The sequence below is a fragment of the Thalassospira mesophila genome, assembly GCF_002115755.1.
Lineage (GTDB): Bacteria > Pseudomonadota > Alphaproteobacteria > Rhodospirillales > Thalassospiraceae > Thalassospira > Thalassospira mesophila.
Genome location: NZ_JFKA01000001.1, coordinates 510,774 through 530,876, shown reverse-complemented (window position 1 = coordinate 530,876; position 20,103 = coordinate 510,774). Strand labels below are relative to the sequence as shown.

The following is a 20,103-nucleotide window of genomic DNA, read 5'->3' as shown; positions in this document are numbered from 1 at the left end:
TTTTTACGCTATAGCGCATCAACAGGCCCACGGGGAGCATTCATGTCAAGTGCCGCCGCCAGAAGCTCTTTGGTATAGGCGTGCTGCGGGTGGTCAAAAATCTCGTCAGCGCTGCCGCTTTCGACCATTTTTCCGCCCTTCATCACCATCACACGGTGCGACAGGGCACGAACCACTTTCAAATCGTGACTGATAAACAGATACGCCATGTTATGACGCGCCTGCAAATCACGCAGCAATTCCACGATCTGCGCCTGTACGGACATATCGAGTGCCGATGTCGGTTCGTCAAGGACCATGAAACGCGGTTTTAGCACCAGAGCGCGCGCAATCGAGATACGCTGGCGTTGCCCGCCGGAAAATTCGTGCGGATACCGATGCAGGGCACTTTCGGGTAAATCGACCTCGACCAGGGCCTCGGCGATGCGTTCTTCGCGCTCGGCCCGGCTCAGTTCGGGCTGATGAATTTCAAGCCCTTCGCCAACAATCTGCGCCACCGACATCCGCGGGCTAAGCGAGCCGAACGGGTCCTGAAACACCACCTGCATGTCGCGGCGCAGGGCGCGCATTTGTGCGCCATCACGCGCACGCACATCGACCCCGTCAAAAGTGATCGCACCGGTTGACTGCAACAGCCGCAAAATTGCCAGCGCCAGTGTCGTCTTGCCCGAACCACTTTCGCCGACAATGCCCAGCGTTTCGCCCTGCCGCACTGCAATCGAAACACCATCTACCGCATCGAGATAATATTCCGGGCGGCCCAGTATACCTTTTTTACCAATCGGAAAACGGACATGAATTTCGCCGGTTTGCAAAAGCTGGCAGGCATCATCGGGCAACGGCCGCGCCTGCCCCGATGGCACAGCATCTAGCAAGCGTTTGGTATAAGGATGGCGGGGTTGTTCGAACAGGCGGACATTGTCACCAAATTCAACAATTTCGCCGTCTTTCATCACACAAACCTGATCGGCCATTTTTTTAACGATTTGCAAGTCATGGGTAATCAGCAGCAACGCCATGCCCAGCCGGTTTTGCAAATCGCGCAATAACTGCAATATCTGCGCCTGAATGGTCACATCGAGCGCAGTTGTCGGTTCGTCGGCAATTAACAGTTCCGGGTCATTGGCAAGGGCCATCGCGATCATCACACGTTGGCGTTGCCCGCCTGAAAGTTCGTGCGGCAATGAACGCAAACGTGACTTGGGGTCGGGAATGCCGACAAGCTCCAGAAGTTCGATCACCCGTTCGCGCGCCTTGGCCCCGCGCAGGCCTTTATGAAGCAGTAAAACCTCGCCGACCTGCTTTTCCACATTATGCAGCGGGTTAAGCGAGGTCATCGGTTCCTGAAAAATCATCGCAATGCGATTGCCGCGAATTTGGCGCAAGGTGCGTTCGGGCGCACCAACCATTTCCTGTCCGTCAAACAGGATCGACCCGGACGGATGCGCGGCACGCGGATAAGGCAGCAATTGCAAAATCGACATTGCCGTCACCGATTTGCCCGACCCGCTTTCGCCCACCAGCGCCAGCGTTTCGCCGCGCTGCATGCGAAACGACACGCCGCGCACCGCATCGACATTGCCAAAGCGCACAGCAAGATTGCTGACATCCAAAAGATATTCGTCGTTGCCCTGTTCTGACATCACATTTTCCTAGAACGTCTTGCGCGGATCAAAGGCATCGCGCACGGCTTCGCCAATAAAAATCAGCAAGCTCAGCATGATGGCGATGGCGAAAAAGGCGGTAATCCCCAGCCACGGTGCCTGAAGGTTATTTTTCCCCTGCGACAGCAATTCACCCAGCGACGGTGAACCGGGCGGCATGCCCAGCCCAAGAAAATCAAGCGACGTCAGGGCGACGATGGAACCGTTTAACACAAAGGGCAAAAACGTAATGGTGGCGACCATCGCATTGGGCAACACATGGCGCGCCATAATGCGAAAATCGCCAACACCCAGCGCCTTGGCGGCTCGAACATATTCAAAATTACGGGCACGCAAAAATTCGGCACGGACAAGGCCGGTCAGGCTCATCCAGCTAAACAGCACCATAATGAACAGCAATGTCCAAAAACCCGGTGCAAACAGGCTGGCCAGAATGATCAGGATAAAAAGCTGCGGCAACCCGCCCCAGATTTCAATCACCCGCTGAAACGTCAGATCAACCCAGCCACCAAAATAGCCCTGCACCGCCCCCGCCCCGATACCAATCACCGAGCTGATCAGGGTCAACGCTATGCCAAACAGCACCGAAATACGAAAGCCGTAAATCAGCCGGGCCAGCACATCGCGGCCCAGGTCATCGGTGCCCAGCCAGTGCCGGGCCGACGGGGCCGCGGGCAAGGGGGCGCGCATGTTAAAATCGATAGTGTCGTACGAAAACGGAATGATCGGCCAGACGGCAAAGCCGTTATTCTGGATTTTACCTAACAAATACGGATCATAAAAATCGGTCGCGACATCAAAATCGCCGCCAAAAGTGGTTTCGGGGTAATCCTTGACGATGGGGAAATACCAGTTGCCATCATATTTCACGACCATGGGCCGGTCGTTGGCAATGCCTTCGGCCACCAGACAGACCAAAAACAGCACCGCAAAAATCATCAGCGACCAATACCCACGGCGGTTGGCGCGAAAACTTTCGATGCGGCGTTGATTAAGCGGGGAAAGATGCAATGAATTTGCCATGTTATCAATCCTTCCGCGCGTCAAAGTCGATGCGCGGATCGACGAAATGATAGGTCAGATCGCTGATCAGGTTTAAAACCAGCCCGGCCAGTGTGAACATATAAAGGGTGGCAAACATCACCGGGTAATCGCGCCGCATGACCGATTCAAACCCCAAAAGCCCGACCCCGTCGAGCGAGAAAATCACCTCGATCAGGACCGAGCCGGTAAACAGCAAGCCGATCAATGCACTGGGGAAACCGGCAATTACCAGCAGCATGGCATTGCGAAACACATGCCCGTACAACACCTGTTTTTCGCTTAGGCCCTTGGCCTTTGCCGTCACCACATATTGTTTGTTAATTTCATCCAGAAACGAATTTTTGGTCAGCATGGTCAGCGTGGTGAAACCGCCAATGGTCAGCGCGATAATCGGCAGGGTTAAATGCCAGAAATAATCGCCAACTTTCCCCAAAAGCGACATCTCGCTCCACCCCGGCGAGGTCAGACCGCGTAGCGGAAAAATATCGAAATAAGTCCCGCCCGCGAACAACACAATCAGCAGCACGGCAAACAAAAAACCCGGTATCGCATAACCGGTAATAATCGCAACCGATGTCCAGACATCAAAGTTGCTGCCATCGCGCACGGCCTTGGCCACCCCCAGTGGCACCGAAATCAGATAAATAATCAGCGTGGACCATAGACCCAGCGAGATCGACACCGGCAATTTGTCGATCACGATATCGACGACATCGCGGTCCTGAAAATAGCTTTGGCCAAAATCGAAGGTCAGATAATTTTTCATCATCATCCAGAACCGTTCATAGGCCGGTTTATCAAACCCGAATTGCTTTTCAAGCTGGGCGATCACTTCGGGGTCTAACCCCTGCGCGCCACGATAGCTGGAATCGGTAGAGAAATTGTTGCCTGCCTTGGCACCACCGCCGCTATCGGCACCGGTGTTGGAAATGCGGGCCGTGGTCGAAACATCGGCACCCTGAAGCTGGGCGACCATCTGTTCTACCGGGCCGCCGGGGGCAAACTGCACAATGGCAAAGTTTAAAACCATGATGCCAAACAGGGTTACCGGGATCAGCAAAATACGCCGCAGAATATAATTCAGCATGGCTTAATACCCCCCCTTGCCCAGTTTTTTCGATTTATCCGGATCGATCCACCATGTCATCATTGAATTGCCTTTGGTGGGCACCACCGATGGACGACCAAAAATGTTCCAATAAGCAAGCCGGTCAGCGGGTTGATACCATTGCGGAATGGTATAATCGCCCCACAACAAAACACGGTCCAGCGCACGCGTCCGCTGCACCAGGCTGTCACGGTTGCTGGCCGAGATCACCAGATCAATGATCTGATCGACCACCGGGTCCTTGATCCCGGCAAAATTGCGACTGCCGGGCTGGTCGGCCGCAGCCGAGGACCAGTAAAACCGCTGTTCATTGCCGGGCGACAGGCTTTGCTGCCACCAGAAGCTGGTCATATCAAAATCATATGATTGCAACCGGTTGATCCACTGGCCGCTATCGATCAGGCGAAAATCCATTTCAATGCCCAACTGGCGCAGGCGGGTTTGCATCATCAGGGCGATTTTCTCGAACCCGGGCTGGCGCAACATCAGGCTAAAGCGAAACGGTTCGCCGGTTTTTTTGTTGACCAGTTTCTGATCGCGCAATTCCCATCCGGCATCGTTTAACAATGTCATGGCTTCGCGCAGCGCCTTGCGGCGACCATTTTCCTGATCGTAATCGGGCAGGCTATAGGGTTTGGTAAACAGGTCGGGCGGCAGCTTGTCGCGAAACTTGTTGAGGATGTCGAGTTCCTCGCCATGGGGCAGGCCGGTTGCGGCCAGTTCGGAATTGACAAAATAACTGTCGGTACGCTGATAGGCGCCATAAAACATCGCCCGGTTCAGCCACTGAAAATCCATTGCATATTGCAAGGCCCGGCGCACCCGATGATCGGCAAAAAGCGGGCGGCGCGCATTCATGATAAAGCCCTGCATGCCGCGCGGCTGATGATTGGGGATCAGATCCTTTTTGATGTTGCCGTTGCGCACCGGGGGTTTGTCATATCCGGTGGCCCATTCACGCGATGAAAATTCGCCGCGATAATAATATTCACCGGCAAAAAACGCCTGTCGTTCCACATCAAGGTCGCGGTAATAGTCATAACGAATGGTATCAAAATTATACATGCCCTTTACCGACGGCACGTCTTTCGCCCAATAATTTTTGTTCCGTACATAGGTAATATGGCGGCCCGGTTCAAAATCCTTGATCATATAAGGTCCGCTGCCGACCGGGATATCAAAGGTGGTTTTGGAAAAATCCTTATCTTTCCAATAATGCGCCGGCAGAACCGGAATATCGCCCAAAATCAGCGGCAATTCCAGATTATCACCGGGCTTGAACACAAACTTGACCGTCAAATCATCGAGTTTTTCCAAATGATCGACCGAGGCATAATATTGCCGATAGGTTGGGTTTCCTTTTTCAATCAGTGTGTTGAACGAGAAAATAACGTCATCAGCCGTGATCCGGGTATCGTCTGAAAAACGGGCGGCAGGATTGATAAAAAACGTCGCATAGGACCGGTCTTGCGGCACTTCAACCTTTTGCGCGACCAGCCCGTATTCGGAAAAGGGCTCGTCCATACTTTGAACCAGCAGCGTGTCATACATCAGGCCCAAGCCAATCGCCGCGTCCCCCTTTAAAATAAAGGGATTTAACGTATCAAACGACCCGGTAGAGCTGTCAAGCAAGGTGCCGCCCTTGGGCGCATCGGGGTTAACATAGTCAAAATGGGTAAATTCCGGCCCGTATTTTAAATCGCCATATAGCGATATCGCGTATTCGGGCCGCGCCAGACTGGCAAGGGGTTCCTCGCTGACCGCGACGGTCGGGGCAGGCGTAATGTTGGGTTTGGCTTCCTCGGCCTGACTGATCATCGGCCATGCCAGCGCCATGCAGCCTGCGACCCATGCCCCGATCATACGCGTTTTACGCCGCATACGACCCAACCGAACCACCCCACCTGTACTCATATTCATCAAAATAGCCGTCTTTTCCAATGATCGCGGTTGGTGATGCAAGGCTGATACGCCCTTTGTCTGCATATTCATAATGGGGAACAAAGTGGTTCAATTTCAAGGCATCATAAAGCATTACACCTGTTTTTGAACCGATTTGCGCTTTGTGGTTTCAAGGGTGATTTCACTCATCAACCAATCGCGAAAAGACCGCACCTTGCGCCGCTCCAATCGCCCTTCAGGATAACACAGCGAATAGGCGTAGGGGCTATCGACCGGCAAATCAAACGGCACGGTCAAACGGTTGGTGACCACATATTCGCCAATCATCGCGGGATCGGAAATAACCACGCCAAAACCGCTGGCAGCCGCCTCCATGGCCATATCAAGGGTGGCAAAAACCGGGCCCCGGTCGGGATCCACCCCTTTTATACCGGTACCGTTAAGCCAGATGCGCCAGTCTTCGCGCTGGGCCGAACAATGCAACAACGGCACCTTTGCCAGATCTTCGGGGCAGGACAATTGCGCGACCAGACTGGGATGGCACACCGGCAACAACCGTTCGCCGGTTAAAAATTCATGGACCAGCTGATCGCCCGGAGTATCGGCAAAGCGAATGGCAATGTCGGTTTCGGAAAAATCAACCGGCAGGCTATCGTCATTAAAGGTGCCAAGTTGCACCTGCAAATCAGGGTATTCCGACTGAAACCGGCCCAGTCGCGGCACGATCCAGCGCATGGCAAAGGTCAACGGGGCAATGACGCGCAATTGCGTATCATCGGGCCGATCCTCGATTCGCCCGACCGCAGATTCTATCGCATCAAACGCGTCGCTCAACGACATAAGCAAAATACGCCCCGGCCGCGTGAGTTTTAGTCGCCTGTGATGGCGCTCAAAAAGCCGCCGTCCCAACACGTCCTCCAGATGCTGAACCTGACGACTGACAGCCCCCTGGGTAACGTTAAGTTCTTGTGACGCTTTGGTAAAACTTTCAAGACGGCCTGCGACCTCAAAGGCCCGCAAAGCATTCAACGGCAAGGGGCGACGTTTCATAGCAGGCCTTTTTGCATGAGTTTATCTCATAGTATGATGCTAAAATATGGTTTGAGAGCAAGTAAAAAACAGCGTAACTCTGGGTTTAACGAAACGAAATTCATGGCCGCATCCCTTGAGAGAGCCGCCAGCAAATTGAAGGAATACAATTATGGTCGCGATCACCAGGAACACCGCCGCATTCACCGCCCCGCGCACAGCCAACACCGACACAGTTGATCGTCTGCTTGCTCTGCCGCGCCAATGGGCCGCTCGCTTTACCCTGCGCAACCGCCTTGCCGACATGGACGCACATTTGCTGCGCGATATTGGCTGGGACGTTTACGATGCGCGGATCGAAGCTGGCAAACATTTCTGGCAGGCCTGATCGGCCCGCCTGTAGCGGCAAAATATTTTGCCGCCGACCGGGCCGGGTCGCATTCCGGTCCGTTACACTGCCCAACCCGGATATTCATTATGTCTCCCCGATTTTTCAGCTTGCAGGGACGCCTTTCATTCCCCCTGCAGGTGCTTGATGCCCTTCTTCGTGCATTCTCCCAAACACAGCCACACGTTCGTAACTGACGTGTTGCTGACTTGGCCGGTCATCGCAGGATGTCCGGCTTTTCTTTTGCCTCAAGCAAGCATCGCGCGGGCCAACACACCGCCGGCACCCGCGCCCCCTCAGGCTGGATGGCGCAAAAACAGCAGGTTTGCCGCCGATAACACGGCAAAAAGGGCCGCAACCTGCGCGTAAAACGGCCAGGATTCCGGCACGGGATCAAATGATTGGCGAATATTTTCCAGGCTTCTCTGCCCATCGACCCGCGCCAAAATGGCCGCACTGGCCGGGGGCAATTTGCGGATCAGCGCAAATCCGCTGAAATTGATTTTGATTTGCGCCGATTTGGCAACCGATGCCGCCAGTTTTGCCCCATCCACCCGGCCCAGATACGGCACCATCGCACCAATATCCTGTCCGCCAACACGCGGCATGCCAGCCTTGGCCGGTTGTGCAATCTCGACCGGGCGCGTTTTATTGTCGGTCTTTACAACATAAAAAATATGCTTGGTAATATTGCCCGCCAGCAACTCGGCCATGGCATGGCGTTGACGCGGCGGCAAAACCGCCAGCTTTGCCCCGATATCGTCACTGGTGGTGTAAATCGCCGGGTCATAACGCAACGGTTCAACAAAATTTTGCAGCCGCAACCCCGCCTGTTCGACAAAATCATATACTTCGTCAACGCGATACGCGCGGTCTTGCTGATGCAACAGCAAATCATAAAACCCGGCATCACCGCCCGAAATATGATCATTCACAAACGGATTACGTTTAAGCCAGTTGGTCGGCGGCAGACCCGCGAACAATGCCTTGCCGGTTTCAAGCCGCGCACGCCCTTCCGCCTCGGCCGACAGGCGCTGCATCATTTCCTGCATATGATAAACGCCAGTTCGGCCAATGGTGGCATAAACCATTAATCCCATGCCGCCGCCCGGTTTCAAACTGCCCGCCAGGGCGCGCAACCCGGCATCGGGGTCGGGTAAATGATGCAGCACACCGCAACAATCAATATAGTCATACGGGCCATATTGCGCCGCCAGATCAACAAACGAGCCGGTGACAAAGGTAACATTTTCAAGCCCGCGTCGCCTGATCCGGCCTTCGGCAATTTCGCGCGAGGCCGCCGACAGATCGATATACACAATTTCGGCATTTGCGCCGCGATCATGGGCTTGCTGGGCCAGCATCACCACCGCATCGCCCGTGCCACCGCCTGCCACCAGAATGCGCAAAGGCGCATCTTTGGCCCCGGGGTCACGTCCGCCAAAAACATAATGCACCACTTCGCCCCAATCGCCGGGCGAACCGGTGATCAGGCGTTGATCCTCTTCCTCGGCCCGGCGCGCGGGATAGGGAAATGTTTCATACTGCTCGCGCGTACGGCTGAGGATGGGCTTGCGGGGTTTCGACCGGCTCATGCATATGCTTTCTTAGAGGCTGCCATCATATTAAAGGCCACAAATATGGCCTGCACCCGTCTTTGCGGTTAACCGGGCAAAGCGTTGCAGGCACCATGTTATTTGCAGCCCAGCCGGTAAATTCCACGGTTTTTATAATCCTGGCAAGCCTTTGCGGCATTTATCGCCTGCCCGCATCTTCGCTTTGCGCGCCCCGCACCACACCCGCGATCCTGGCAAGCAGTGTTAATCCGCCGCGTCACGGCACATCACAACCATTTTGTTTGTCGCACTACGGTTGCGCAGGGCGGCAAAGGCCTGTGGTACATCGGCCAGATCAAACCGGCGCGATACCGACGGAGTGATATGCCCCATCGCCAGATTATGCAACAGATCGGCCATGCCATCGCGCGCGGTTTCCGGGTTCTGGTCCAGATAGGCGCCAAAATAAAACCCCAGCACCGAAATGTTTTTCACCAGCAAAATATTGGCCGGTATTTGCGGGATATCACCACTGGCAAAACCAATCACCAGCAAGCGCGCGCCGGGCGCAACACAGCGCAGGGACTGGTTAAACACATCGCCGCCCACCGGGTCATAAACCACATCCACCCCGGCGTGCCAATCGTGACGCTGGCAAATATCGCGCACTGCATCGGCGATATTTTCGGCTTTATAATCAATCACAAAATCGGCCCCATGTTGACGGGCGATTTCGCATTTTTCCGGGCCGCCTGCCGTGGCAATAACGCTGGCGCCTAACACCTTGGCACATTCAACCGCCGTTACCCCAACGCCCCCGGCTGCCCCATGCACCAGCACAACCTCGCCCGCCCGCACGGCGGCGCGATATTTCAAGGCGAACCACGATGTGCCATAGGTGATTTGAAATGCCGCCGCATCGGCAAAACTTACGCCATCGGGTATGGGAATAATACGATCCGCAGGCAGGGCTATTTTTTCGGCAAAGCCGCCGTGAGCCGCCATCGCCATCACCCGTTGGCCGATTATTGCCGGGTCAACACCGTCGCCAACGGCACACACAATACCGGCAATTTCAAAACCGGGAATAAACGGCACATCAGGGCGATGCTGATATTTACCCGCAATGATCAGGGTATCGGCAAAATTAACGCCACAGGCATAAATGTCGATCACCACCTGATCGGGACCGGCAACTGGATCATCAACTGTGCGCATGACCGGCTCTGAACCAAGCTTTTCACACATCATGGCCCGCATCATGGTTCTCCGCCGGTTGGTTGGGTAAGGTCTGTCATCGCCAGCAGGGCTGATGCCAGACAAACGGGCAAAAAGCCCGAAAGGTGCGCCAGCTTAACACTCAGAAAAACTTTTGCCGCCGTTTGCGCCGGGCAAGAAAGCTCAACAGCAAACCGGGGGCCAGCAGCAATAAAAACGCGGGCAACAGCAACCCGGGCACAAACACCTTGTCCCACAGCCAGGGCGAGACATACCGTTCGATCAGGGCCTGCAACAAGTTCAGGCTTCCCGCATCCAGCCGGTACCACAGCTCGCCGCCAGCAACGAACCGAAGGCTTCCTGTTTGCAGCGCGCTAACCCCATCCCCAACCAGTACGGCCAGACAGGCAAATAACAGCAGCCAGCCCAGCACCCTGAAAAACCACATACTCTTCTCCGCCTTTTCGGCTTCAAACTTTTCGGTTTCGATATAATTTCCGATACCGTAACGGTTTTTGACCCCCGTCGTAAAGGGTCCGTACAAAACCGAATGTTTCCCATCGCATAAAAATACGGCAAACATTTGATTACGGGGAACAGGATAGACCAAAAGTGTTAGCAATTAACCATATCAGCCTGTTTTCTCGCCCTGTCGGGCGCTTAAATGCCCGGCGAACAAAAATAGTCACACAGCGCTGAATTTGGCCTTGTCATCCCGGACCCTGTCGGCTAATGTCCGCCCGCTTTCGCGATATATAAATCGCATGTGGAGAGATGGCCGAGTGGTTTAAGGCGCACGCCTGGAAAGCGTGTTGGGGTGTAAGCCCCTCAGGGGTTCGAATCCCCTTCTCTCTGCCACAAGCCCTGCCCGGATATTGGTATTATTCATAAGAATACACGTAACAAAACGATACCAATTGACCAAGGCAGCAGCCCAAACCATCCAATCCCCATCGTCTTCGCAAACGACAAACGATCATCGCCGACTGTAATCCCACAACATAATTGCAGTTGAGCCTCTGGTTATTTCTGTTGTGACCCCTATCGCTGGAAACATGCCTTTCACGATATGCCATCCTCGCAACGAACGTTTCCACGTTCTTTGGCGGGGTCAAAAACCCGGTCAAACGATACCCGCTACATTCCCCCGCTTGAGGCGGGATTTTCAGGCAATGCTGCCCAAAAATACACCGCATTCAAGGCCGGAGGAACGGATTACCTTTATGGTGAAGGCCAAAACCTGGCGCAAAGATGGCGCTTGCGACACAGCCTGTGAGGTTAGTTTGTGGTCGGCGCGAAATGAACAACCGGATCTTTGTTATCGATCAGATCAATGACGGCCGATTGTGCGCCCGTCGGCAATTGAATATCGGTTTGCGAGCCAAGGCGCAGTTTCAAAACACCATCCACAACTTTTCCCGAGTGGGACCATGGCGCAAAGTGGCTGTGAATAACGTTTATTTCTGCCGCTTTCTGTGTAAATTTTGCGCCGTTTTGCAGCGTAAATGTGATGGATTTGACATAAGCAGCCGTTGATGAGCCCCCGGCATTAACATAAAGCGTCGTCTGATCGGGATGACCGGGTACTTCATTAGCGACAATATTATAGGCCCCGGTGCTGGTCAATTTGTGGAAATCGAAAATCCCGAAATAGTACGAATAGAACCCGCCCGTCATCAGAATGGAGAAGGCAGTCAGGCTGATCGCCACCGGCCGGGTGATATAACGTGCAAAAATGTCGAGACCAAAACGCTGGTCAAGCGAGAAGCTGCCGGGCCCGAACATGATAACGCTGACCGAAATCGCAAAACCAAGGGCGGCCATGGTCCATTCATCAAGGCATTCAAAACCCATCCAGCCAAAAATCAGCATCAGCGCGACATTAATCAAAGCCGACCCCGTTGCCGCCAAGCGGGTTAGCAGGCCGAAAATCAGGGCCAACCCGACCAGAACTTCAACTGTCGACATCAAATAGACCGACCATTCCGCAATAAACGGATTGTAGAGAACCCAATGAATGGCCCCTTCCACCGGCGAGCCCGGGGCGGCTTCGACCAGCTTGTTGGCCAGGTGGCCCGGGCTGGTAATGTCATGTTTGGCCGGGACGTTATAAAAGCGCCGCCATCCTCCCATCAGGAAAACAAATCCCATGGAAATCGCGGATGCGCGCAGGGCAATATCCTTAACACCGTCCAATGTATCCGGGTTTTCCGGGCTTAGGTCGTGTGACATTTCGTAATTCCTTGTAAACGCTCGCTGGTCGAGCAATTTTCCAATGAGATGACGGGAATCCGACAGGGGAGGAGACCGCAGAAAAGACGCGATGCTGTCGCTGAGATTGGGCATAGAAACTTCAAGGCCGCGAAACGTTGACACGAATCAAATACAAGAAAAAAATGTGAAATAAGACGTATGAGATGGAAATTTTCGTGTGGGGAAATTTCGTTGGCGCGTGTTAACTACAGACGCGCCATTAACCAAAAAAGTCTGGAACGTTTCTTTCGCGTGATCGTTACCCTGATGTAACGCTCGAACATCACATGAAAGGAGAGACGTTATGCCTGCTATTGATACCGCAAAGATTTTGATTTTGGCCACCGACGGTTATGAACGGTCTGAACTGATGGTGCCACGTGACAAATTGTCCACACACGGGGCGGACGTTAAAATCGCCTCGCTGAAAAGTGGCAGCATCAAAAGCTGGGATGAAAGCGACTGGGGTGACAGCGTTGATGTCGACCTTGAAGTCAAGGATGTCGACATCAAGGATTATGATGCGCTGGTTATTCCCGGCGGCCAGATCAACCCCGACCTGTTGCGCAATAACGAAGGTGCAGTATCGCTGGTGCGTGAATTTGTCGCATCGGGCAAGCCGGTGGCCGCTGTTTGCCATGGCCCATGGTTGCTGGTCGAGGCCGATGCCCTGCGCGGTCGCAAGGCAACTTCCTATCCGTCGATTAAAACCGACCTGCTAAATGCCGGTGCCACATGGCAGGACAAGGAAGTGGTGTGTGACCAGGCGATTATTACCTCGCGCACCCCCAATGATCTGGACGCGTTTGTCAGCAAGATTGTCGAGGAAGTCAGCGAAGGTAAACATAGCCGTCGCGCCGCCTGATCAGCTTGGCGAACAAAGCCCGGGATTTATAAAAAAAATTCAAGGCCCCGGTCCTGCGCGTTTTAGCAAGGCCGGGGCCTTTTTGTTAGCGTTCCGACCCAACGGTAAAATCGATATCAGCAAAGGCATCGACATCTGAGACAGAGGGTTTTTCCGATGCGGCAGGCCGCCGCGTGATGCCCGCGCCATAATGCGCCATCACCTGATAAACCGGACCCTCGCCCGTTGAAATGGACTGATAGAGACAAAACGTCTCCACCCGGAACGACCGGCTTGGCAGACCGGCATGGTCCACCACCGCCTGCCCGACGGCGGCCCGGCTGGCCGAGCGATTGCGGCCCAATGTGATATGCGGGGCAAATTTACGCCGGTCGAGCTGGTTTGAAATATCATCACAGCGAAACAGGGCCGCTTCCACCCGGTGCGCCAATTGGGTTAACAAGGGTTGGGGCTGCACCCCGGCCCACAAAATGCGGGCTTTGCGAGCTGTACCAAACATACCCAACCCGGCAATTTGCAAATCGAACGGGGTAAAGCGGGTATGGTGTAACACATCATCAATGACAGCGGCAGTTAACCCGTTATCCACATTGCCAATGAATTTAAGGGTTAAGTGCATGTTTTTTGGGGTTTGGGCATCCAGCCCGCGCATGGCGCGGGCAATAGGATACAGGTCTTCGGCGATATCGGCCGGGATGGGAATACCGACAAACAAGCGCATTTTCAGTCTCGCATAACAGATTGGGGAATTATCGCCCGCCCGGCAAGGCCATGAAGCCGGGCAAGCCCACCGTTCACAGGATCAGGATGCTGGCGGCGGATTAACCTTTTTCGATGTCCCCGGCAGCGGCACCAAGTCATTTTCGCCGGGCACCGGGACAAACCGGCCCTCACGCCAGTCCGATTTGGCCTGTTCGATTTTATCCTTGCTGGTGGCAACGAAATTCCACCAGATATGGCGATGACCCAGCGGCAACCCGCCTAGCAACATCACCCGACAATGGTTTTCCGCCACAATATCGGGGATTTCCTCTGGCGCGATATAAATGAAGCTAAAGGCTTCATAACGCACCCCGTCCACCCGCAACGCCCCATCGATAATATAAAGTGCTGCCTGCTGGTTTTCACCGGGCAGTAACAATTGCGCCCCGCCATCCATATGCACATCAAGGTAAAACAGCTTTGATTTCACCGGCACCGGCGCGGTTTGGCCAAACGCTTCGCCCGCGATCAGGCGCATATGCAGACCGGAGTCATGAATGACCGGTAAATCGTCCTTGCGGACATGGGTAAAATCAGGCGGGCAGTCCTCGTCTGCCTCGGGCAAGGCGACCCATAATTGCAAACCGTGCAAATTATGGTCTGAATGGCGTAAATCCGATGTTTCACGTTCCGAATGCACAATGCCGCGCCCGGCTGTCATCCAGTTCAAATCACCCGGTGTGATCTCCAGATGATTACCCAGGCTGTCATGGTGCAAAATCGCTCCGTCAAACAGATAGGTCACCGTTGCCAGGCCAATATGGGGATGGGGCGGCACATCAATGCCCGAACCGGCGTCGAAGCTGACCGGTCCCATATGGTCACAAAACACAAACGGACCGACCGAACGCACATCGCGATGGGGCAAAAGACGCCGCACGGACATTCCTTCCAGGTCGGTTTCCTTGCCTGAAACGATCACGACCATACGACGCCTCCTTTTATTCGGCGTTACCGGGCGGCACGATAAATGCCACCCGGTGTAAAGACACAACCCACCTTGCTTAGGGGCAGGGATTGGGCCACTGGGTTTGAATATTTTCAATTTCGGCCAAAACATCATCCGACAGGGTGATATCGGCCGATCCGATATTGGATTTCAGCTGTTCCATCGAGGTGGCACCGATGATATTCGCCGTCACGAAGGACCGCGAATTTACATAGGCCAGTGCCATCTGTGCCGGGTCCAACCCGTTATCTTTTGCAAGTTTGACATAGGATTCGGTTGCCTTGATGCCATTTTCCTTAAGATAACGGCCAAAATATTGCGGCCACAGCGTCGTGCGGGCCCCTTCCGGGCGGGCACCGTTCAGATATTTACCCGAAAGCGCCCCGCCGCCCAGCGGCGAATAAGCCAGAAGACCGGCATCTTCGCGGATCGAACATTCCGCCAGACCCACTTCATAAGTCCGGTTCAACAAACCATAGGGGTTCTGAACCGAAGCAACCCGGGGCCAGCCTTTTTTCTCGGCCCATTCCAGAAACTTCATCAGGCCCCACGGGGTCTCGTTTGACAGACCGATATGGCGGACCTTGCCCGCCTTGACCAGTTCATCAAGGGCGGAAAGGGTTTCTTCAATCGGGGTGAATTCCTCTTCCGCGTCATGCTCGTATCCCAGCTTGCCAAAGAAGTTGGAATTACGGTCCGGCCAATGGAGCTGATACAAATCGACATAGTCGGTTTTCAGGCGCGATAACGAACCATCGATGGCGGTGAAAATCTGATCACGGGTCAGGCGCGGGCCACCGCGGACATAGGGAAAGCGTTCCGCCGGGCCGACAATTTTGGTTGCAATCACCAGATCGTCGCGCTTACCGCGTTTTTCCAGCCAGTTACCAATGATGGTTTCAGTACGGGTAAAGGTCTCTTCCATCGCCGGGACCGGATACATTTCGGCGGTATCGATGAAATTGACATTATTGCTGGTGGCGTAATCCAGCTGTTCAAAGGCTTCGTCCTGGGTGTTTTGCTGGCCCCAGGTCATGGTTCCAAGGCAGATAACACTGACATTGAGGTCAGTACGCCCCAAACGGCGATATTCCATCCTAAAAGTCCCCTTTTTGCGGCCCTGTTTGCGGGCCGCCTCATTTTGGAAATAGGATGAATATATCCTGCCGCGTCGACAATGAAACCGCTGCCTTGCTTTTTTTCGTGATATTTCATCACGATATTACATAAACAGGGTCAAAACTCCCGTATAGGCGTAAAAACGGTCGTTACAAATTTCACCATTTCCGTAAAAACCGGTTAAGGGCAAATCGCCCAGTTCTTCCTGAATGATCATCATTTCGCGGTTTTCCGTGCCAAATAAATGCGGCCCCCGGGCAACACAGCTGCAATAAAGGGCCCCTCGTGGTCTTGCCGGCAGGCGACGCTGCAAATCGGCCAGCATCCGGCGCAAATCCTGCTCGGCAGTTGCACTGTCACGGCGAACAAACCGCACGGCATCGCCAGGCCGGGCATCGTCATTAACTGCCATCAGGTTGTTTTGCGGGTCTATCCCAACCAGGTTACGCACAACAAAATCGCCGGTATCGGTGCCAGGCACCATAAAGGCGATATGATAGCGCCCGGTGCCTGGTTGCGCGACCGCCCCGCCGCCCGATGCCCGTGACATGCCGTTTTCATCGGCACCCATTTCATCACAAAACACCTGATAGGCCGGTTTGTCGTCTAACATGGATATAATGCCGCCGCGCCCTTCGGTCACCCGATGCACAGGCCCAATGGGCGAACAGGCCTGACTAAGCCCGACCTGCACCACCGTATCATGGGCAAACATAACGCCAGAAAGACCACCATTCGTAACCTTGTTGGCAATTTGCGATGCCCCCTTGTTACTTCCCGACGCCACCCCGCCCACAAGATAGATCGACCCGGCACGCGCCAGTTCAGGCAGCAGTTTCAAGGTATCGGGGACGCCGGGGTCGGCATGGACCAGCCCGAAAACCGGTTCCAGGCGATCAAACGCATCTTGAATATCATCGCTATCAATATCGGCATCGCGACAGACCGGGTCAAACACATGAAAGCGGTCGCTGGCGAACGGCGCAATCATCACCGATGCGGCGGGAACCCCGAAATAGGCCCGCCCTGGCCCGCAAACCCCGACACCAGTGGTGCCAACCCAAAATTCGACACCAAGACGGGATCGCAAAAACGTCAGGATGCTGCCCATATCGCCCGCGATGGCTTCGGACACATATAAAAAGGCCAAACCGCCCGTAATCGGGCCCTGTCGTTCCAGTTTTTCGGCCAGTTCCGACGAAATTGCCGCCCAGTGTTCACCGCTGGCATGTGCCGCAATAAATTCTGCTGTCATGACATTTCCCCGTTGATTGGACCCGACCACCACTTTTCAAAGCCAGATACGCCATCACGTAACTTCCCGACGGCCATCACACCATATTACCATCTGCATGGCCACCCGCCAGACTGTCTTATCTAGTGGTCGCATACCTATCGACCTTGTCTGTTGTCTTTGATGATCTAAACATTCTGCCGGGCCGATCACAAGACCACAAACAAAAGGCTGCCCTTACGAGCAGGGAAGGAAAACGCCATCAAACCCATCAGCCAACATGGCGGCGCAACAGTTCCATGGCAGCATTTAACTGGGTCATGCGCTGATGGGAGCCATAATTGCTATCGGGGTGGTGGATGGCGGCCAAAACCCGGTATTTGGTACGGATGGCTTGTAAATCTGGCCGCGCACCGGGGGGGAAGCCCATCACATGCAAGGCATCATTATAGGTGCTAACCCCGCGATCAAGCGGGTCAAATGCCAGATTATGCACAATTTGGCGCAGGCGTTCGACCTCCTCGCGCGATTGCAACAATTCGGCGGGCGGCTGCATCACACGTTTTTTAAGGTCGGCAACTTCTTGCATCGCACGGCGTTCGGCAGCCAGCACATCGGGGCGATCAACGCGAATGCGCACATCGCCCCCCTCAAAATCCAGCGCCATTTTCAACGCCTTACGCACCGTGACAATCGAATATCCCGACGGTAATCGCAATTGCAGGCGTGGTTTTCGCCGCCATGGCCGCCCTTCGGCCGGGCCCGATTTTAACACAATGGTTTCACGATCGCCCGCCGGCGGATCACCAGGGTCTGTATAACCATCAATAACATCACGCGGCACAATCAGCATGACCGAACGCGCCAGATCGGCGGCATTGACCTCGCGCCGCGTAGCAAGATCAAGCACGGCATCGCGAAAAACACTGGCACAGGGAATGGTATAGGACTGTTTTACAGTTGGCGACGCCATGAAGCCCCTTGTCACGAAAATGGCTTTGATCCAATGCGACAGGAACGAAAAACGGTCCGCCGTTCCCTTCCATATCCGCGCCCCGACTGTATGCGAGGCCATTTTAGGACGCAACTACAAAAGTAGCCAATCTTGAATCGCTTCCGAGTCAAAAACCTGACGCATTGCTTGCGCTGGTTGCATTCTTACAAAAGAACCCACGCGAACAAACGAATAACGATTTGAAATTATTGTATTTTTCAAGAAAGTCTGTAGCAACACTCCGACATTCTGAAAATGCATAACAAATAGTTAACAATCCCGACCACAGCTATGCGCGTGTGCCGTTCAGGCTTGTAAATCTAACGCAGCATCAAAAATAAATACGGAAATACAATTACTTACCAACATACACCCGTAAAAACCCTGGCTTTGAACGTCAGGCGCTTTCTCCCCGAAAGTTGTTTCGGTTTACGGCCTATTTTGACGGTTTTTCAAAGCGCGCCGGACCTGATCCTGTCGCGAAATCGTCAAAATCTACAAATGCAGTTGCAAAATTTGCGTTCGGAACACAGCCGAAAGTAAACAAGGTCTTAACAGGCAGTTTTCAGTCCCAAAACCGTCGTTTTTGCAGCGTTTTTCGTTGGATTTTCGGTGTAACCACGCCTCGCCGGGAACACACAACATATTGATATTTATATATATAACATGATTTCACTTTCGCTGAACTAACGCTCACGAGAATCATCACAACATCATTATCAATCCGTTACGAATTCTATCTACTTTTGCAGTTTTTGGCCTATGATTTTGCCTCTCAACAGAATGCTGAGTTTAAAAAGATGGTTTTCCAAATCCATATTTGGTCTCAAGCCCTTAACCGTGCGCAGTTTTCCTGCCACGTCCCCAGCCCCAGCCATGCGATTTTGGCGGGTCGTGCAATTTCGTATCGCCTGAAAACCCAAAGACGCCGTTTTTTAACCGGCCCTTATTTGCACATCCCCGAATCAGGCCGCCACGGACAAATCAAAATCTGTTTTATTTCAACAAATTAAGAGGCATCACCCCCAAGACAGGGCAACTGCACAAATTGTGCCTGTCGTACGCTCAGGGACAGCCCCTATGGCAGCGACAGGCACGCTTCCGCCCTTATTTACCAAGGGCATCTTGCACGGCCGGGGCAATTTTACCGACAATGATATCGACGCCGCGGGCATTGGGATGCATGCCATCGCCCTGATTAAGGGCAGGGTCGGCGACCACGCCATCAAGGAAAAACGGATAAAGCGGAATTTGGTGCTTTTTGGCCAGATCAGGATAGATCGAATTAAACTCCGCCCCGTATTCCTTGCCCATATTGGGGGGGGCCATCATGCCGACCAGCAAAATGCGGATTTTCCCGGCTTGCAGTTTTTCGATTATTTTCCCAAGGTTACTGCGGGTTTGCGCCGGGTCAACGCCGCGCAAGGCATCGTTTGCGCCCAGTTCCAGCACCACCAGATCCGGCTTGTCGACCATCGCCCAGTCCAGCCGCGCCAGCCCGGCCGCCGTTGTATCGCCCGACACACCGCTGTTAATAACGTTGGCATCCAGCCCGGCATTTTTCAGGGCAGCCGCCAGTTTGGGGGCAAAACCATCTTGTTGCGGCAGGCCATACCCGGCAATCAAACTGTCGCCAAACAAAACAATGGTTGGTTTTTGGTCTGGATTATTGGCTTCATTTGCCGTGTTTGTCGTTTGGGCATGGGCAGACAGGCCAAATACACAAACCGAAACGAAAGCCATCAGGGCGAAAAACACACCCATGCGCCGCAAACCGGCCCCGAATAAATGATGCCCCGCGCGGGTAAAAGTGAAACTGTTAACACCAGCCCCTTGCCCCGGTGTGGATATTGACACATTTCTGCAGGTAATCATTGGCTTCCTCTTGTTATGCTGGCGCAATATTTTGGTGTTTCAGGTCTTTAACCGCCAAATTGCATGAAAATCGATCATCGCAATGGCGGTTTGTCTCTGTCAAATGCCTACCAAATCGCCATGGCGCAACCCTGACTGGATTT

Annotated in this window: 17 protein-coding genes and 1 tRNA gene; 3 read left to right on the top strand and 15 right to left on the bottom strand. The window is 53.8% G+C overall.

What is annotated here, in order from left to right; genetic code table 11:
* Positions 1-8: 8 nt before the first annotated feature.
* The 5 genes from TMES_RS02425 to TMES_RS02405 all read right to left on the bottom strand — a co-directional run bounded on the left by TMES_RS02425 (position 9) and on the right by TMES_RS02405 (position 6,768).
* Positions 9-1,643: an ABC transporter ATP-binding protein gene (locus TMES_RS02425; protein WP_085579063.1), complete on the bottom strand. Its 1,635-nt coding sequence runs from the start codon at positions 1,641-1,643 to the stop codon at positions 9-11.
* 9 nt (positions 1,644-1,652) lie between these two features.
* Complete coding sequence (locus TMES_RS02420; RefSeq protein WP_085579061.1) at positions 1,653-2,687, bottom strand: ABC transporter permease; 1,035 nt, start codon at positions 2,685-2,687, stop codon at positions 1,653-1,655.
* Between the two features lie 4 nt (positions 2,688-2,691).
* Complete coding sequence (locus TMES_RS02415; RefSeq protein ID WP_085579059.1) at positions 2,692-3,795, bottom strand: microcin C ABC transporter permease YejB; 1,104 nt, start codon at positions 3,793-3,795, stop codon at positions 2,692-2,694.
* A gap of 3 nt (positions 3,796-3,798) precedes the next feature.
* Positions 3,799-5,736 carry an extracellular solute-binding protein gene (locus tag TMES_RS02410; RefSeq protein WP_245835173.1) on the bottom strand — a complete coding sequence of 646 codons (1,938 nt, stop codon included), beginning with the start codon at positions 5,734-5,736 and terminating at the stop codon, positions 3,799-3,801.
* A 114-nt stretch (positions 5,737-5,850) separates the two neighbouring features.
* Positions 5,851-6,768: a LysR substrate-binding domain-containing protein gene (locus TMES_RS02405; RefSeq protein WP_085579057.1), complete on the bottom strand. Its 918-nt coding sequence runs from the start codon at positions 6,766-6,768 to the stop codon at positions 5,851-5,853.
* Between the two features lie 151 nt (positions 6,769-6,919).
* Between TMES_RS02405 and TMES_RS02400 the strand changes: the two genes are divergently transcribed.
* Entirely contained in the window at positions 6,920-7,135 is a 216-nt protein-coding gene (locus TMES_RS02400) for a DUF1127 domain-containing protein (RefSeq protein ID WP_085579055.1), read from the top strand.
* Between the two features lie 296 nt (positions 7,136-7,431).
* Here TMES_RS02400 and TMES_RS02395 read toward each other — a convergent pair whose 3' ends face one another.
* The 3 genes from TMES_RS02395 to TMES_RS02385 all read right to left on the bottom strand — a co-directional run bounded on the left by TMES_RS02395 (position 7,432) and on the right by TMES_RS02385 (position 10,357).
* Positions 7,432-8,730, bottom strand: a complete 1,299-nt coding sequence (locus TMES_RS02395; protein WP_085579053.1) for a class I SAM-dependent methyltransferase — start codon at positions 8,728-8,730, stop codon at positions 7,432-7,434.
* A gap of 225 nt (positions 8,731-8,955) precedes the next feature.
* Positions 8,956-9,954 carry an NADPH:quinone oxidoreductase family protein gene (locus TMES_RS02390; protein WP_245835172.1) on the bottom strand — a complete coding sequence of 333 codons (999 nt, stop codon included), beginning with the start codon at positions 9,952-9,954 and terminating at the stop codon, positions 8,956-8,958.
* Between the two features lie 97 nt (positions 9,955-10,051).
* A complete protein-coding gene (locus TMES_RS02385) occupies positions 10,052-10,357 on the bottom strand; it encodes a hypothetical protein (RefSeq protein WP_085579806.1) in 306 nt (101 codons plus the stop codon).
* Between the two features lie 320 nt (positions 10,358-10,677).
* Here TMES_RS02385 and TMES_RS02380 point away from each other — a divergent pair.
* Positions 10,678-10,767: transfer RNA gene (locus tag TMES_RS02380), tRNA-Ser, on the top strand.
* A 420-nt stretch (positions 10,768-11,187) separates the two neighbouring features.
* On the opposite strand, the gene TMES_RS02375 is transcribed toward TMES_RS02380, so the two are convergent.
* A complete protein-coding gene (locus tag TMES_RS02375; protein ID WP_158091174.1) occupies positions 11,188-12,141 on the bottom strand; it encodes a TQO small subunit DoxD in 954 nt (317 codons plus the stop codon).
* A 325-nt stretch (positions 12,142-12,466) separates the two neighbouring features.
* On the opposite strand from TMES_RS02375, the gene TMES_RS02370 reads away from it, so the two are divergent.
* Positions 12,467-13,027, top strand: coding sequence for a type 1 glutamine amidotransferase domain-containing protein (locus TMES_RS02370; RefSeq protein WP_085579049.1), 561 nt, complete (start codon positions 12,467-12,469; stop codon positions 13,025-13,027).
* An 85-nt stretch (positions 13,028-13,112) separates the two neighbouring features.
* On the opposite strand, the gene thpR is transcribed toward TMES_RS02370, so the two are convergent.
* From thpR to TMES_RS02335, 6 genes are all read right to left on the bottom strand, one after another.
* Entirely contained in the window at positions 13,113-13,748 is a 636-nt protein-coding gene (thpR, locus tag TMES_RS02365; RefSeq protein WP_085579048.1) for an RNA 2',3'-cyclic phosphodiesterase, read from the bottom strand.
* 81 nt (positions 13,749-13,829) lie between these two features.
* Positions 13,830-14,717 carry a pirin family protein gene (locus TMES_RS02360; RefSeq protein WP_085579046.1) on the bottom strand — a complete coding sequence of 296 codons (888 nt, stop codon included), beginning with the start codon at positions 14,715-14,717 and terminating at the stop codon, positions 13,830-13,832.
* 76 nt (positions 14,718-14,793) lie between these two features.
* Positions 14,794-15,834: an NADP(H)-dependent aldo-keto reductase gene (locus tag TMES_RS02355; RefSeq protein ID WP_085579044.1), complete on the bottom strand. Its 1,041-nt coding sequence runs from the start codon at positions 15,832-15,834 to the stop codon at positions 14,794-14,796.
* 126 nt (positions 15,835-15,960) lie between these two features.
* The gene (locus TMES_RS02350; protein ID WP_085579043.1) at positions 15,961-17,112 is read right to left on the bottom strand and encodes an FIST signal transduction protein; all 1,152 of its coding nucleotides are present in this window, start codon (positions 17,110-17,112) and stop codon (positions 15,961-15,963) included.
* 250 nt (positions 17,113-17,362) lie between these two features.
* Entirely contained in the window at positions 17,363-18,064 is a 702-nt protein-coding gene (locus TMES_RS02345) for a J domain-containing protein (RefSeq protein ID WP_085579041.1), read from the bottom strand.
* Between the two features lie 1,128 nt (positions 18,065-19,192).
* Positions 19,193-19,960, bottom strand: a complete 768-nt coding sequence (locus tag TMES_RS02335) for an arylesterase (RefSeq protein WP_085579037.1) — start codon at positions 19,958-19,960, stop codon at positions 19,193-19,195.
* Positions 19,961-20,103: the final 143 nt, after the last annotated feature.

Coding starts and splice junctions, on each gene's coding strand:
- TMES_RS02425 (WP_085579063.1), bottom strand. CDS start 1,643: ATGTCAGAACAGGGCAACGACGAATATCTTTTGGATGTCAGCAATCTT.
- TMES_RS02420 (WP_085579061.1), bottom strand. CDS start 2,687: ATGGCAAATTCATTGCATCTTTCCCCGCTTAATCAACGCCGCATCGAA.
- TMES_RS02415 (WP_085579059.1), bottom strand. CDS start 3,795: ATGCTGAATTATATTCTGCGGCGTATTTTGCTGATCCCGGTAACCCTG.
- TMES_RS02410 (WP_245835173.1), bottom strand. CDS start 5,736: ATGAATATGAGTACAGGTGGGGTGGTTCGGTTGGGTCGTATGCGGCGT.
- TMES_RS02405 (WP_085579057.1), bottom strand. CDS start 6,768: ATGAAACGTCGCCCCTTGCCGTTGAATGCTTTGCGGGCCTTTGAGGTC.
- TMES_RS02400 (WP_085579055.1), top strand. CDS start 6,920: ATGGTCGCGATCACCAGGAACACCGCCGCATTCACCGCCCCGCGCACA.
- TMES_RS02395 (WP_085579053.1), bottom strand. CDS start 8,730: ATGAGCCGGTCGAAACCCCGCAAGCCCATCCTCAGCCGTACGCGCGAG.
- TMES_RS02390 (WP_245835172.1), bottom strand. CDS start 9,954: ATGATGCGGGCCATGATGTGTGAAAAGCTTGGTTCAGAGCCGGTCATG.
- TMES_RS02385 (WP_085579806.1), bottom strand. CDS start 10,357: ATGTGGTTTTTCAGGGTGCTGGGCTGGCTGCTGTTATTTGCCTGTCTG.
- TMES_RS02375 (WP_158091174.1), bottom strand. CDS start 12,141: ATGTCACACGACCTAAGCCCGGAAAACCCGGATACATTGGACGGTGTT.
- TMES_RS02370 (WP_085579049.1), top strand. CDS start 12,467: ATGCCTGCTATTGATACCGCAAAGATTTTGATTTTGGCCACCGACGGT.
- thpR (WP_085579048.1), bottom strand. CDS start 13,748: ATGCGCTTGTTTGTCGGTATTCCCATCCCGGCCGATATCGCCGAAGAC.
- TMES_RS02360 (WP_085579046.1), bottom strand. CDS start 14,717: ATGGTCGTGATCGTTTCAGGCAAGGAAACCGACCTGGAAGGAATGTCC.
- TMES_RS02355 (WP_085579044.1), bottom strand. CDS start 15,834: ATGGAATATCGCCGTTTGGGGCGTACTGACCTCAATGTCAGTGTTATC.
- TMES_RS02350 (WP_085579043.1), bottom strand. CDS start 17,112: ATGACAGCAGAATTTATTGCGGCACATGCCAGCGGTGAACACTGGGCG.
- TMES_RS02345 (WP_085579041.1), bottom strand. CDS start 18,064: ATGGCGTCGCCAACTGTAAAACAGTCCTATACCATTCCCTGTGCCAGT.
- TMES_RS02335 (WP_085579037.1), bottom strand. CDS start 19,960: ATGATTACCTGCAGAAATGTGTCAATATCCACACCGGGGCAAGGGGCT.